The 14,665-nt window shown below is 47.4% G+C and carries 12 protein-coding genes; 7 read left to right on the forward strand and 5 right to left on the reverse strand.

Annotated elements, in window-relative coordinates:
• Positions 1-215 precede the first annotated feature (215 nt).
• The 6 genes from GYMC10_RS01615 (at position 216) to GYMC10_RS31705 (ending at position 5,999) form a co-directional block, all read left to right on the forward strand.
• Entirely contained in the window at positions 216-596 is a 381-nt protein-coding gene (locus tag GYMC10_RS01615) for a hypothetical protein (protein ID WP_261979532.1), read from the forward strand.
• A gap of 7 nt (positions 597-603) precedes the next feature.
• Positions 604-2,307 carry a hypothetical protein gene (locus tag GYMC10_RS01620; RefSeq protein ID WP_012818533.1) on the forward strand — a complete coding sequence of 568 codons (1,704 nt, stop codon included), beginning with the start codon at positions 604-606 and terminating at the stop codon, positions 2,305-2,307.
• A gap of 205 nt (positions 2,308-2,512) precedes the next feature.
• Entirely contained in the window at positions 2,513-3,055 is a 543-nt protein-coding gene (locus tag GYMC10_RS01630; protein ID WP_012818534.1) for a hypothetical protein, read from the forward strand.
• A complete protein-coding gene (locus GYMC10_RS01635; RefSeq protein WP_012818535.1) occupies positions 3,056-4,609 on the forward strand; it encodes an AAA family ATPase in 1,554 nt (517 codons plus the stop codon). It abuts the gene before it with no gap.
• Between the two features lie 495 nt (positions 4,610-5,104).
• Positions 5,105-5,524 (forward strand): DUF1259 domain-containing protein, encoded by a 420-nt coding sequence (locus GYMC10_RS01640; protein ID WP_012818536.1) that lies wholly within the window; start codon positions 5,105-5,107, stop codon positions 5,522-5,524.
• Between the two features lie 55 nt (positions 5,525-5,579).
• Entirely contained in the window at positions 5,580-5,999 is a 420-nt protein-coding gene (locus tag GYMC10_RS31705) for a DUF1259 domain-containing protein (protein WP_012818537.1), read from the forward strand.
• Between the two features lie 64 nt (positions 6,000-6,063).
• Here GYMC10_RS31705 and GYMC10_RS32390 read toward each other — a convergent pair whose 3' ends face one another.
• From GYMC10_RS32390 to GYMC10_RS01660, 5 genes are all read right to left on the reverse strand, one after another.
• On the reverse strand, positions 6,064-6,240 hold the full coding sequence (locus GYMC10_RS32390; RefSeq protein ID WP_012818538.1) for a hypothetical protein: 177 nt from the start codon (positions 6,238-6,240) through the stop codon (positions 6,064-6,066).
• Between the two features lie 185 nt (positions 6,241-6,425).
• On the reverse strand, positions 6,426-7,427 hold the full coding sequence (gene pdxA / locus GYMC10_RS01645) for a 4-hydroxythreonine-4-phosphate dehydrogenase PdxA (RefSeq protein WP_012818539.1): 1,002 nt from the start codon (positions 7,425-7,427) through the stop codon (positions 6,426-6,428).
• The gene (locus tag GYMC10_RS01650) at positions 7,424-8,719 is read right to left on the reverse strand and encodes a four-carbon acid sugar kinase family protein (RefSeq protein WP_012818540.1); all 1,296 of its coding nucleotides are present in this window, start codon (positions 8,717-8,719) and stop codon (positions 7,424-7,426) included. The genes pdxA and GYMC10_RS01650 overlap by 4 nt, the downstream gene beginning before the upstream one ends.
• 53 nt (positions 8,720-8,772) lie before the next feature.
• Complete coding sequence (locus tag GYMC10_RS01655; RefSeq protein WP_012818541.1) at positions 8,773-9,756, reverse strand: 2-keto-3-deoxygluconate permease; 984 nt, start codon at positions 9,754-9,756, stop codon at positions 8,773-8,775.
• 159 nt (positions 9,757-9,915) lie between these two features.
• Positions 9,916-11,601: a sigma-54-dependent Fis family transcriptional regulator gene (locus tag GYMC10_RS01660; RefSeq protein ID WP_012818542.1), complete on the reverse strand. Its 1,686-nt coding sequence runs from the start codon at positions 11,599-11,601 to the stop codon at positions 9,916-9,918.
• 240 nt (positions 11,602-11,841) lie between these two features.
• Here GYMC10_RS01660 and GYMC10_RS01665 point away from each other — a divergent pair, with 240 nt between their 5' ends.
• Positions 11,842-14,628, forward strand: a complete 2,787-nt coding sequence (locus GYMC10_RS01665) for a glycoside hydrolase family 3 C-terminal domain-containing protein (protein WP_012818543.1) — start codon at positions 11,842-11,844, stop codon at positions 14,626-14,628.
• Positions 14,629-14,665 lie beyond the last annotated feature (37 nt).

The following is a 14,665-nucleotide window of genomic DNA, read 5'->3' on the forward strand; positions in this document are numbered from 1 at the left end:
GTCTTTTTTTAAAAAAATATATATAGGTAAATGAACCCGAGCCTACAAAGTTCAACATATCCCTCCATCATATTCCATGATATACTAAAATAAACCAAAATATAGTTCTTGGAGGTACTATGCGAAGACCGATATTAGGACTTAATACACAGGTTGGAACTAGTCTGGACGTCTCATCTAGGCAGCGGGCTGTAGTCCGATTGGAAGGAGTGGCATTGGAAAAAAGATTGCGTTCAAAACGCTCGAGCGCTTTCGTTGAAGCTATGACGAAGCTTGATGTAAGCGGTGTAATTGCCACTAAGGAGAAAGTACAAGAGTTTATAGATCAAATAGCCGGTGAATTTCCTGAGTTAGCAGCTGATCAACTTCCGTTAGGTATTGTGAGTAAGTGTTATTTGGGAAATCCTTATGAAGTACATTCGCTAGATGCTAGATTACAGATTATCGATCACTATAAACGAGGAGAAATATTACCTAACGGAATGGAAAAAGCTAGAAGATTGGCTATGCATCCTGGTTATGTCTACATCGAGGTATACATGAATATGATCTGTGCAGTATCCCAGTCTGGAGAAGTATCTATGATTAAGGAGTAGATGAGCGATGTCAAATCAAACGATCTCAACGGCGAACTTGAGTCGGATAGAAAATTCGTTAAGCACAATTAATGACAATATTAATGTAGTGTCTCATCAGGTTGCTACTGTAGAACAGCAACTGGAAGTTACGAAGAGCGATCTGGAACTGCTTGCAGAAGAGTTTCGGGAATATGTTCGCCAGGACGCTCTGATTAAGAATATCCAGTTGGCAGAAATGAGATTGGTTAAGGTTAGACAAGAGCTTGAAAATAAATACGGCCACTATGAGGATGTCCGTCGAAGAGCGATTGGAATATTGCAAGCCGTCGACACCAGTTTGGTACGTAAAGATACCATCGAGAATGCATCGGAAGAGCAGTTGTTGGCTGCTCCACGCTATTGGCTGGCGCCATGCTTAATAGCATTATCCGCATGGCTTAGTGATAAAAAGGAGCTGGCTGAGAAGGCAGTTATCGAAGCCTTGCGAAGAGATGATGAAAAGACATCTTTGTTTTTTGCATTAGTCACACGTCGAGGAGGCCGTTATCAATCAAGCCGCTCGTGGTTGGAACGATATTTTGGTCAGCAAGATCCGAATGAGCTAAAAAGAGAAATCGTTGTTTTGATTGATGGCTTTTCTAACGGAATTTTTGGTCCTGAAGCTAGAGCGAGATGCGGATTATTAATTAAGAGCTGGTTGGATGAACTTTCGCAAAAAGCCGGTTTTATAGAAACGCAGCGAGACCAATGGAAGAAGGCTCTTTTGTCGCGTGCAGAAAAGCTGGATTCTTCTAAATTTCCACATTTGCAAAAATATAGTCCAACTTGGCCAAAGCTTCGGCATGCGCTTGAGGGTGCAAAACTTCATGATATTATTTTTCAATATTTCAATTTTATTCTTACGCAAGAGATCATCCCTTCCAAAAATTTGGCATTTGCAGTAGATCAACTGCTCGACATTTTAGTTCGTGAATTTGATGAAGAAGAGTTGCCGTTACGCCGTGAAGAACGATTGAATGAATTAATTATAAAAGAAGATGGAGATAAAAGTTCGGCTATGAATTTGTTTGCTGACGAAAAGGTCACTGAGGAAAAACTTGATTTTACCCAGTTGCTAACGAACTTTTCCATGTATCCAACAGAATCAAACGCTTCTATTGCTACCCAAAAGCTAGCCATAGCGTTATCAAAAGAATGGATTAACCATGCCCACAATGATCTAACCGCCGAAAATCGTAATGCAGTCCCTATCGATATTGAGATTGAATTGGATGATTGGTCAGGCACTTCAAGGGACGGAAGCAATGAGGAAGAGTTGACCTCTCGTTTACAACAACATATTCAATTGAAAAAAGAGGACGCTTTAAGAAGGAATAAACTTGGTGCCAAACATTGGGTATCGTTAGTTGCGGGCATTGGTTTCTTTATATTAGGTGTAAGCACATTGTTTTTATTTATAGTTTCAGCAATCTGTTTAATTATTTTCATAAATGGTCTGAGGACTGTAAAAAAGAATGTAGACATAATTGAGAAGAACTATGTGGAGCTTTTCGAAAATCATAAACAAATTTTAGTTGCAACTCTTAGTGATATTGTTGATTATCGACGTGAATATGAGATTGAAGATACAAATGCAAGTAAAATAAATGAGCTGCTTGATCAAGTCACACCTGAGCAATATACATATTCAACCTACGATTCTGCTAGAGCTGTTATTTCGTCCAATTAAAAGGAGTGAAATTTTTGATGTTAAATAGAAGCAAGCCAATCATCCTGAATTCCTCGACAGAGCCAGTTGATCAAATGCAAGCGAAGTTAGACTTGAAAATTGAAGAACTGCAGAAACAGACAGTAAATCAATCATTAGCAGAAAGTTTTCCCGCATGGGATTTGAATCCGCCAGCTGTATTAGTTCGTAGACGGAGCTCAAAACTATGAATCCTCCAAGCTATTATTCCGAATGGATACAACTGTTTTATCAACTGAAAGAGCTTGGACAGGAAGATGAGAAAATCATTTCTGCTCTAGAAAAAGGAAGATTAGAATGGACACCCGGTGTCGCTGATAAAATTGTAAATTGCACTTATGATGTAATTGAATTCAAGCTAAAGCATGCGACACGCCTATTCCAGCAGGAATTAGGTCATTCACGTGGTGAGGAAGCAGCAATTATTTCGGCTATTATAAATGCTCGGTACCGATTTGATTTACTTTATCGTTTATGCCGACTTTCTATTTTTCCTGAGGAAATAAAGGAATCCTTGATACATGTAGTTAGTAAATATGTTGGAGATTCTCAGGAAGCTTTATTAGAAAGCGCAAGGCATGATCGAACAGGTCAGCTTGCCTATATGATTAAACATAACAGTTTGATACAGCAACAGACACAAGCTCCAGCGGCTGCGGCTCGTGAGCCGATTGAACAGAAAGAGCCAAATTCTAATCAATTCAAGCCTAGAAGAAGGGTGCTATTTTAAATGAGTGATCTGCAGACATGCATGAAAACCATGGAACAGTATTTGAAAGCGAGAATTCCCTTTATTTCTATACGTACCGCGGAACGATCTCGTGCGCTTAGCTTTATAGCTCAATTATCAACAAAGTTAAATTTAAATATTGGCTACCATACGTTATCTCAAGGAATGAGAGATATATCTACAAATCGGCTTCTCAATGAGGACCGTTCGGTTATTGGTGGATTAGATTATGTGACACAAAAAATAGGTCAACTGCAAAATCAAACGTTTGTTTTTACTGAGGTACAAGAACTTGAAGATGACACTCGAATGGCAAGACAATTGCAAGATGCGGTAATGCTTGCCACGGAAACAGGCGGAGCTATAGTTGTCATTACAAATAATCCTGTTTGGGGGCCGTTACAGCGTCTGGGCATGTCGATAAGCCTGTCTCAGCCTAATGAGGATGAAATGCTGGTTATTATTCGGGATCAAATCAATCCTTATCGAAGTGAAATGACAATTGAGTGGAAAGATGCCGAGGAGAGACAAGCGGCTGCTATACTTGCGGGCATAAGTCAAATCGAGGCCGAGAATGTAATCGCGACATTATTAGCGAACGGAAGCATTATGAACGAGGATTTGAAAGAATTAATGCATGCCAAAGATAAAATTTTCGCCGATATTTCTGGTATTGAACGAGTTATTGTAAGAGAAGACTATCAAATTGGCGGACTAGATGGTCTTAAATTATGGCTTGAAGCTAATCGTCAGCTATTGACGGCGGACTTACGCGAACGTGGTATTCGTCCTCCGAGAGGAATTTTGTTAGTAGGTGTTCCAGGATGCGGCAAGTCTTTGTCTGCTAAGGCTATTGCTTCCTTATGGAACCTGCCGTTGTATCGTTTGGATTTATCCACTATACATGGACAGTATTTAGGACAGAGTGAGAATCGTTTAAAAGAAGCATTATCAACAGCCGATCATGTGGCACCATGTGTATTATGGATTGATGAAATTGAGAAGGGACTTGCCGGTGCGGTGGGCGGTGGGGATGGAGGCACATCCATTCGTCTAGTCGGCCAATTTCTTTATTGGTTACAGGAAAGCCTTGCTAGAGTCTTCGTTGTTGCAACCGCAAATGATGTATCTAAGCTGCCCCCTGAACTGCTGCGCAGAGGACGTTTCGATGAGCTGTTTTTTGTAGACTTGCCAACTGCAAGTGAGCGGGAGGAAATCATAAAAATTTATATTGAAAAAGGATTGAAAAGAACGATAACTGATGATTTATTGCAGCATTTGGTGAGAATTTCAGATGGTTTTGCAGGTGCGGATTTGGAAGCTGCTGTTCGAGATGTTGTGAAGCAAGCATTCGTAAAAGGGGACAATTCAATTACAGATGAAACTTTTATAAACTTCTTTACAAACGTTGTGCCATTATCACAAACAAGTCCTGAACAAATTGAAACGATACGTACTTGGGGAAAAGAGAGGGCAGTACCTGCTGGTAAAATAAATGAAGAACAGAATTCCCATGGAGTTTACCGACCAAGCGGACGAAAGGTAATGGTGTAGTGTGTGAAGACCATTTTACTGGATCTGCACTCCAGACGCTAATTATTATAAATAATACGTTAGTTATAAGAAGACGACAGCCTTATAAGGCTGTCGTCTTCAAGTTTTTACTTTGGGAAGTATTACGTCACTTAGCTATAAGTCTGTCTGCATACACAGCGACATTACCGCCGCTATATGTAATTTTTTTATTTGTAGTAGTCAGCCGGTTGGTTGTCGGCTAACGCACTTTTTCGGTTTTCGTCTGGCCTGGACGAACGGATACGATGGGTTGACCAACCGAAGCGTCGCCAGCTGGAGTCAATTTGGGCAGCGTCGGCGTGACAGAGTACCCCCTTGCGAGGCCCTGCTTTTCGATTCTAGATCCGTGGAGATTGCTTGTGATAGGTTCGGAATTCTATCCGCTATTTTATTCTTATAAATAAGTTATTGGTCCAATACTATTTTCTCCTTCGATCATATGATACCAAGAATACGATTAAAGGAGGACTTATCATGGCTGAACAGGTTAGAGTGAGCCCGCAATTCAAAAGGCTTTGCAACCAATTTGGAAGAATCCTAGGCGGCGAATCGGAAATCGAAGAAGGTCCGGTTTGTTTTGTCACGCGGATGACGAACTTAAGAGAGACGATTTTGGGAAGAAGAACGCGTTCCCCTTTGGTTCAAATGCAAATGTTTTCGTTTGAATCGCTTGATCAGTCGGGCCGTGCGCTTTGTTTGGGTGAGACTGCCGTGCATCAAAACCAGGTGAATCGATTGATGTCGAATCTCCGCAAACGGGGGATTAAAGTAACGGCGCTCCATAATCACTGGCTAAAAGAACAGCCTCGTTTAATGTATATGCATTGGGAATCGATTGACAATCCGGTTGCGTTTGCCAGAAAAACAAAAGAATCCATTGCATTCTTGGGTTAATGCGGTTGAGTCATATCGTTCATATTTCTATCATTTCATGAGAGGATGATTACGTATGGCGGAAGTGCAAGCAAGTCCTCGCTTTAGAAGATTATGTGACCAATTCTCAAGTATTTTAGGCGGAACGGAGCATGAAATTACAAAAGGCCCAGTTTGCTTTGTCTCCAGAAATAGAAGAGTAAACGCATCTATCTTAGGTAGACGTACCACTTCTCCTTTGATCCGTTACCAACTCTTCTCGTTTGAATCCCTGGACAGTTCCGGTCGCGCGCTTTGTTTGGGAGAAACGGCTCTCTTCCAAGGCCAAGTGAATCGATTGCTGTCGAATCTTCGTAAGAACGGGATTAAAGTAACGGCCGTCCACAATCACTGGTTGTTTGAAAATCCCCGCCTGATGTATGTTCACTGGGAGTCCGTCGATGATCCCATTGCATTTGCAAGAAAAGTAAAGCGTTCTATTGCATTCTTAGGTTAACTATCGGATGGAAAAATATTAGAAAAGCGACCGTAATCGGTCGCTTTTTTACGAGGTTACTGCCCTAGTGATAGTTCTTGGACTCATTCTCCTTGTATTTGCCGTCGCTGTCATGCAGAGCCTGTTTCCGGCGATCATTGCGGGCTTGCTGCTGTTGCTGGGCCTCATGGCTGTTCACGGGTGTCTCTGCCAGTTGTTCCACCGTGTTGATCAGATTTTTGTCCGGTTGGTTCGTGCTCAATGGAAGGGTCCTCCTTATTTACTGGAATCGATTGTGATGTTTATTATGTGCTGGCGGTCGTGCAGCTATTCGTACTCCAGCTTTGGCTTGAACGAGGGCCTAGATTTGTTCTCTCCAGGCATAGAAAAAAAAAGACCCGGCGGAAGCCGGGTCTTTTACATATGACATCTTCGGTCGTCACACGATTACATTTGATCCTTCGGGGCAAGCTCAATGGCAGAACGAATCGCGGCGAGCATGCTCTTGTCATCGGCGATGTTCTTCCCTGCAATATCGAAGGCCGTGCCATGGTCGACCGAGGTTCGGATGATGCCGCCCTTCAGTCCGACCGTAATGTTCACGCCCTCTTCGATGCCCATGACCTTGATCGGGGCATGTCCCTGGTCATGGTAGCAGGCCACGACAATATCGAAATCGCCTCGGCCGGCTCTGAAAAATAACGTATCCGCAGGGAGGGGGCCGACTACATTAATGCCTTCCTGCTGAGCGCGCTGGATGCCCGGGAGCAGCTTTTCTTCTTCTTCGCCGTTACCGAACAATCCGTTCTCGCCCGCATGCGGGTTGATTCCGCAGACCGCGACTCTGGGATTGTCGAAACCGGCCTTTTTCAAGGTATCGTGGGCCAGTTTGACGACGGTATACGTTCTTTCCGGGTTGATGCTTTGAATGGCCTCGATCAATCCCATATGCGTCGTCAGATGAATGACCCGCAGGTTCGGGGTCGTCAGCATCATCGAGAAATCCTTGGTATCCGTGAGATCAGCCAAAATTTCGGTGTGACCCGGATACATATGTCCGCCTTGATGCAGAGCTTCCTTGTTCAGCGGAGCCGTGCAGATGGAATGGATCTTCCGCTGCTTCGCCAGATCGATGGCTCTGGCCAGAAACTGAAAAGCGGCATCTCCCGCGACGGCCGATACCTCGCCGAATGCAAGGTCAGCCGGCACGAGGTCCAGATCGATGACGTCTACGGTGCCGAACTCGTATGTTGCTTCGGCTGGCTCTTGAATGGCGTTCACCTTCAGGCTTGAGCCGATAATCGGAAGCACGCGTTCTAGTATTTTAGCGTCGCCGATCACGAGCGGGTTGCAGTTATCGTACATCTCCTGATGGGATAAGGCCTTCATAATGATTTCGGGTCCGATGCCTGCCGCATCGCCCATCGTAATTCCAACCGTCGGTTTCATGCTGGATTACCTCCTTTTATCGTTTGAATCGCATGGATAAATACGTCCGGCTTGCCGAATCCGCCTGCCTTGGTGACCACATACAGATCGTCGATCCCCAGAAATTTCGAGATCGGCACGCCGATTTCCAGCTCGTCCAGCAATTCGAAGCCGCTAATGCTCCATTGCATGCAGATTTGTTTGGCCGTGTCTCCGCCTGTCATGGATACGCCCTTGAAATAACCCTGCTCCAGCAGTTGGGCACAGATTTCTCCCATGGCACGGACAATCTCGTTGCTGACCTCGGTGTGATTGAGCCCGCGGGCTTCGCCTACGGCACGGGCCCGTTCGATGTCGGAGGACTCCGCCGTGGAATAGATCACGATATCTTTGCCTTCCAGTGCGTGCAGCTTGACTTCTTGATAGACGCGATCCATTTCTTCCGTGCGCTCCGCTGAATCGGACACAGCCTTATAGGACTCGAAATGCACGGGAACCACGTCGGTATGTTCCAGCAAAAGCTTTAGCTGGGCACGGGAGTTCTTATTCACGCTGCCGACCACGGTAAGGATCGGTCCCTGATTCTGCGCGATGGCAAGCTCCCTCGGTTTGGACGAAATATGATAATGGGCTGGCAGATAGTTGGCAATGCCTGCGGAGCCTGCCCACGCGAACTTGTAGGGAAGCTGACCGGTGATGTGCAGGATGAACTCCAAATGAGCTTCTTCCGTGGAATCGATCAGCACATACGGTATGTTATGTTCTTGAAACTCTTTTAATTTGCCTTCAATGCGGCCTGCTCCAGCTTCCAGGTCACGGACTGAGATCTCGCCGACGGCATACTTGGTTTGCAGCTTCAGCAAGTCGGGAAGATAGGAGTGGGTGACAGGCGTTTTGGGATCATGGGCAATCTCGGTTTCGGCTAACGGTACTCCATTCAAGTAATGGGTAGCGTTGAGAATGGTTCGATTGTTCTTGGGATAACCCGGAGCGATCATCATAAAGTCCGGCTTCACCACATCATATAACGCATCAATTTCGGTCCCGATATTGCCGCGCATGGTGGAGTCCATTTTTTTGAAAATCGTATCAAACCCGGCATCGGTTAAAAATTGAGCGGCCCGGCTTACTCGCTGATAAGCTTCTTCAGGTGATATGGAACGGCTGTCCGTATCAAAAACAACGGCATCGTAATGACGAATGTTGTCTTGGTCCATATCGAACAGAACGCTTGTTTTAAGGCCATGACGAGCGAGTTGGACCCCGCTGTCATTGGCACCTGTCAAATCATCTGCAATGATGGCTAATTTCATGCAGTACCTCCTCCTTGAGAAAAACGATGCAATCGAGGGGTTAGGGATAACCTCTATGCTGCAGGGTTGTTGTATTTTTCGACGCCGCCTGATTTCTCCAGTCTCTTGGACAGGAAACCAATGAAGACAGGCAGCAGTATGGCGGTCGTCACGACGCTCGCGGCGATTTGCACGGTCGCGATTTCGGCAATCGGCGCGAAGGAAGCATTCGCGGCGACGATCGCAGCCGGCGTGCCTACCGCATTACCCGCCGTGGAGCCTTCGGAAGCACCGACAATCGGATTCCAGCCGATTGCCTTGAACAGCAGGAAACCAATGCCGCCCGTGAGCAGTACCGTCAGCACGCCAAGCAGAATACCGCTGAGTCCGCCTTGAATGATGGATGAGAAATTGATGCCCATACCGAGCGAGAAGGCAAAGAACGGAACCAGCTTGTCGCTGCCTTTATGCAGCCAATCGGCCATATTCCGGTCCAGGTTCCCGATGACGACGCCGACGAGCAGCGGAAGCAGTACGGCAACAAAAGACATCGCCGAGAACATGCCGTTGGCAAAGCCCATGGCGCCGAAGATTGAGAGCGCCACCATCGTCAAGAACGGTCCGTCGCTTAATGCGAGGAAAGGATAGGCAGCTTTGTCATCCTCTTTTCCGTATTGTCCGGCTAACGCAATATACAGTCCGCCGTTTGAATTCGTCATCGCGGCGATAATGGCAAGTGGGGCAAGACCCAGGAATAATCCATTGGAATCCGCAAACAGGATGGCGACCAAACCTAATAATGCGCCTATCGCCCATTTAAACACAAGCAGCGTGACGCCTTTTCCGACCGACGAACCCGCTGTTTTGAACGTAATTTGCGTGCCGGCAATCAATAAGAAAAGGGCGATGAGCGTACTCGAGCTGTTCACGAATAAGGCTTCCGTAAACCCGCCGATCCGCAAAGCGTTTGGTGCGAATGTATTGATGCACGCTCCGATGAGGAGGGGAACAACCATCATACCGCCAGGGATACGATCTAATGTCGCTTTAATTTTCATAATGTTAGCTCCTTGTGTAATCGTTTTATTGAAGCGCTTGCAGTAATTATACTAGTTCAAATTGTTTATTTTAGCAACATATAATTTCTGTAATGTGATAAATCTAATAAATTGTTTAAAATTGCAACACTAAAGATAAAAAAAAGCGTAAACTTAAATTTATTCTTTAAGTTTACGCCAAAGCGTGGCCCGATTAATCCCTAATCGTTCGGCTGCTCTAGATTGGTTATTCTTTTCCTCGAGGAGTACGTATTGAATAATGCCTTTCTCGATCTCTTTAAGCGTCCCTTTCAACGGAATAGGGTTTGAGGCTGGAGGCTGATGATCGAGCAAGCGTGCTAGTGTATCGGCTGAAATCACATAGTCGGTTTCGTTCATCGCAGCCTGTTTAATGAGCTGCTTTAATTGGACGATCGTCATGTGCGCAGCATTCTGTCTTATCAGCTGCAAGGCATCTTCCTTTATTTTGACCGCCGCCGTCCCGTATTTTTGATGGTATCGGCTTAAAAAGAGCTGAATAAGCGAAGGCAGATCCTCCAAACGGTCCGAAAGCGAAGGCATGATGATCGTATTCAGGCTCATGTTCGGGGTTTCGTGTAGGTCAAGTGCCCGATCGCTAAGTATGAATACGCCAATCCGCCTATTTAGGCAGGTCTCCACAAATGCTATCAAACTCGGATCCTGTATGCATTCTTCCACATGGATGAATTCCACGGTCCTGGCTTTGGACAGCGGAAGGGTTCCTAACTGATCCGGGGAAACCTGGGCTAAATCGATCTGGAGCAGCAATCCGCCGTCCGCGTACAATTGATGAATATACTTCACGATGAAAGATTTGCCCGTATTTTCCCGGCCAAGCAGATGAATGGGCTCATGATGTTGATACAGAGCTTGGATGCTTGCCAACGTGGTGCGCATGGCAGCGGATTCGGCAATCATCGGCTCTGCTAATGGTTCAGCGTAGGCTTTGATGCCTGACTGCGCAAATTCATAGGGCCGCCCTTTTTCCAAGGCGTATACTTTATAGCTTCTGTTATCCAATGTGGTTTCATAGGCTGTGACCGAAAGCTGGTAATCGTCCATCGTAAAAACATTCTGCACTTGGGATTTGTGGAATTCTACATTAGTATTGATCAGATAGATATGGTTATCCGTCAAAGGGCTGTGCTTAAAATCGGCTAATTGCTCATATACGATTTCATTCTGATCGTTAAAAATCACGAGATTGGGGTGTTCTTTGGCAACCAGGTCGTTCAGAATGGCCGAGACGGTATGGTTGTTGCTCAGGTAGCGGTAGATGAGCTGGGCATCGTCCAGGGCTCGCATGATGGATTCTTTGCCGGAATGGATGAGGAGGCCCTTTAACCCGTAAGCCTCGGCCGTATGGACGGTGATGACATCCCCGACTACCTGCCGGTATCCGGCAGCTTTCAGCTCCAGCAATAACCGTGCAACATCTTCGGAGCTGTGTATGGTATACACTTTTAAAGGCAGATCCATTAAATCAATAATCGATTGGGCGCCCGATGTAATATTGGAAAAGCCGACAATGGCGGTTTTTCCGTTAAACTGGCTCGCCAGCGTCAAGGAACGGATCATGTCGTATCCGGACAGGTGGACGTCAATGACGGGGATGGATACCGCGGCTTTAATCAGCTGGGCCGTTCCGCCGCGGCTGATAATCACCTCGGCTCCGTTGTTTTGAGCCGAAGCTGCCAGCTCGGCCCCTTTTTGCAAATCGCCGACGGCGTATTGTATGTCTAACTGGGGAAACAGAGGAATGCATTCTTGTATGATGGGAACCATCGCTTCATAAGGAGCGATCATATGGACACGTATACGCATAACTGATCCTGCCTTCATTCAAAATCATCCAATCGCATATCCGTGTTGACGGAATATAGATGTTTACATTATTATAGCCAACTTCATCGCATCCTGCGAACATTGCACTGTATTCCCCTACGGAATTTGTTACTATGATAGTACATAGATGCCTAATACCTATTATTGGAATTCGTCAGGCATTTACAATCTTTCTTCATATGGCTTGGTGATTTGGAGAAACAAACAGGAGGGAACATATTGAGTACACAGAGAGTGGGAGCTCCTTTGGAAGGCTTTGCGGAGTTCAGCCGAAAAGTTGCCGCCGAAGGTGCCGTACTGTTAAAGAATGAAGGACAGGCTCTGCCCCTGCAGTCGAACGAAACCGTTTCCGTTTTTGGCAGGACGCAGATCCATTATTACCGCAGCGGTACGGGGTCGGGAGGCAGCGTTCATGTTTCCCATACAACGAATCTGCTGGGCGGTCTTCGGGATCAGAAGGGCATCGCCGTCAATGAAGAATTGGCTGCTGTTTATGAGAAATGGATCGAGCAGAATCCTTTCGATAACGGCGGGGGCGGCTGGGCGGCTGAGCCGTGGCATCAGAAGGAAATGCCTTTGACCGATGAGCTGGTCTCCGCGGCAAGACGGGTATCCGACAAGGCGATCGTTGTCATCGGGCGGACGGCCGGTGAAGATCAGGATAATGCCAATGAGCCGGGCAGCTACCAGTTAACGTCCGAAGAAAAAGCCATGCTGCAGCAGGTGACCGCACACTTCGAGCAAACCGTTGTAGTCCTGAATGTATCCAACATTATCGATATGAGCTGGATGCTCGATGAAGGTTATGTGCACCCGATTTCTGCAGTCATTTATGCTTGGCACGGCGGCATGGAGGGCGGTAACGCCATTGCAGACGTATTGGCGGGCAAGGTGACGCCCAGCGGCAAACTGACCGATACGATTGCTTATTCGATCGAGGATTATCCATCGACCCGCAATTATGGCAATGAGCTTAAGAACCTGTATCAAGAGGATATTTATGTGGGCTACCGTTTTTTCGAAACGTTTCGACCCGCAGCCGTCCAGTATGAATTCGGGTTTGGATTATCCTATACGCAGTTCCGAATCGAGCCGCAAGAAGCCAGGCTCGCGGTTAGAGAGGGAGCACAAACCGTTGAGATCGGCGTGAAGGTGACCAATATCGGGACCGTCTATGCAGGTAAAGAGGTTGTGCAAGTTTATTATGAAGCACCGCAAGGATGGCTGGGTCAGCCTGCCAAAGTTCTGGCCGCATTCGGGAAGACGCAGGAGCTACAGCCGGGGGAATCGCAGCAGCTAACGCTCCAGTTCCCGGTTCATGCCATGGCCTCCTATGACGATGCAGGCGTGACGGGCCACCGTTCAGCCTATGTATTGGAGGCCGGAACGTACCGTCTGTACGCGGGAACCAGCGTGAGAAATGTGCAGCCTATCGGCTTGGATGGTCAAGAAGGTTATGTTGTAGAAACGCTGCAAGTTGTCGAGCAGCTTCAGGAAGCCATGGCGCCAACGGAGAGCTTCACGCGAATGAAGCCGGGCGTTCGCAGGGAGGACGGCTCGTACGAGCTTACATTTGCGGAGGTGCCGAAGCGCACGATTGCCATGGAAGAGCGCATTCACTTGAACCTGCCGCCGACCTTGGAGCAAACGGGCAATCGAGGCTATACCTTAAGGGACGTCCATGAGGAGAAAGTCAGCATGGAGGCTTTCATCGCCCAGCTTAGCGATCAAGATCTGGCGGTCATCGTCAGAGGAGAAGGCATGAGCAGTCCGCTGGTTACGGCAGGGACGGCATCGGCTTTTGGCGGCGTGAGCGACCGCCTGCTCGACTACGGCATTCCGGTGGCTTGCACCGCGGATGGACCGTCCGGTATTCGGATGGACAGCGGGCAGCAGGCAACGCAGGTAGCCATTGGCACCCTGCTTGCAGCTACGTGGAATACGGAGCTGGTCGAAGAGCTCTATGTGATGGAAGGCCGGGAGCTGCTTAGCTACAACATCGATGCGTTGCTTGGTCCTGGTCTGAACATTCGGCGCAGCCCGCTGAACGGTCGCAATTTCGAGTATTTCTCGGAAGATCCGCTCATCTCCGGCGCCTTTGCTGCGGCGTGCACGCGCGGGATTATGAAGGGCGGCTCCAACGCCACGCTGAAGCATTTTGCCTGTAATAACCAGGAGAAGCATCGGAGCAAAGTCGACGCCGTCGTATCCGAACGGGCCCTTCGGGAAATTTATCTGAAAGGCTTTGAAATCGCGGTGAAGCAGGGCGGGGCGAACTCCATCATGACCTCGTATAACCCAATCAATGGGCACTGGGCGGCATCCAATTATGATCTGAACACCACGATTCTGCGCGGAGAGTGGGGATTTCAGGGCATCGTCATGACGGATTGGTGGGCCATTATGAACGACGTGGTAAACGGAGGCCCGGCCGATCGGAAAAACACGAACTGGATGGTCCGTGCCCAAAACGATTTGTACATGGTGGTCATGAACTACGGAGCAGAAATCAACGCCTGGGAAGACAATACGCTGGCATCCTTGGAAAATGGTACGCTGACCCGTGGAGAGCTGCAGCGCAGCGCCATGAACATCTGCCAATTCCTGATGCATGCGCCGGTCTTCTCTAGAAAGCAGGTGATCGAGGAAGCCGTGGGTTCATTTAAAGCCGATCCTTCCCTCGAGTCGGTATCAGCGCAAGCCTTATCGGAGAGCACGCAAGTGAAGCCGGCTGCAGCGGGATCAACATATATGAAGGTGGAGGAATCCGGTGAGTACCGAATCATTGTGCGCATCATGTCGCCGGAATCGGAACTGGCCCAAAGCGCCTGCAACGTCACGCTGAACGATCAGCCGGTAACCACGATTCAAACGAATGGCACCGACGGCAGATGGATTCGGCAGAAGCTTGTCAAAGTGGAGCTGGAAGCGGGTTATTACGAGATGAAGCTGGACTTCGTCAAGCCGGGCTTGCAGATCGAGTGGATTGAATTTAAAGGGGTTTAGATCTAAACACTATGGGATATCGCAAAGTACCGTTTAG

It is taken from the genome of Paenibacillus sp. Y412MC10 (assembly GCF_000024685.1).
Taxonomy (GTDB): domain Bacteria; phylum Bacillota; class Bacilli; order Paenibacillales; family Paenibacillaceae; genus Paenibacillus_AQ; species Paenibacillus_AQ lautus_A.

Coding starts and splice junctions, on each gene's coding strand:
- GYMC10_RS01620 (WP_012818533.1), top strand. CDS start 604: ATGTCAAATCAAACGATCTCAACGGCGAACTTGAGTCGGATAGAAAAT.
- GYMC10_RS01630 (WP_012818534.1), top strand. CDS start 2,513: ATGAATCCTCCAAGCTATTATTCCGAATGGATACAACTGTTTTATCAA.
- GYMC10_RS01635 (WP_012818535.1), top strand. CDS start 3,056: ATGAGTGATCTGCAGACATGCATGAAAACCATGGAACAGTATTTGAAA.
- GYMC10_RS01640 (WP_012818536.1), top strand. CDS start 5,105: ATGGCTGAACAGGTTAGAGTGAGCCCGCAATTCAAAAGGCTTTGCAAC.
- GYMC10_RS31705 (WP_012818537.1), top strand. CDS start 5,580: ATGGCGGAAGTGCAAGCAAGTCCTCGCTTTAGAAGATTATGTGACCAA.
- pdxA (WP_012818539.1), bottom strand. CDS start 7,427: ATGAAACCGACGGTTGGAATTACGATGGGCGATGCGGCAGGCATCGGA.
- GYMC10_RS01650 (WP_012818540.1), bottom strand. CDS start 8,719: ATGAAATTAGCCATCATTGCAGATGATTTGACAGGTGCCAATGACAGC.
- GYMC10_RS01655 (WP_012818541.1), bottom strand. CDS start 9,756: ATGAAAATTAAAGCGACATTAGATCGTATCCCTGGCGGTATGATGGTT.
- GYMC10_RS01660 (WP_012818542.1), bottom strand. CDS start 11,601: ATGCGTATACGTGTCCATATGATCGCTCCTTATGAAGCGATGGTTCCC.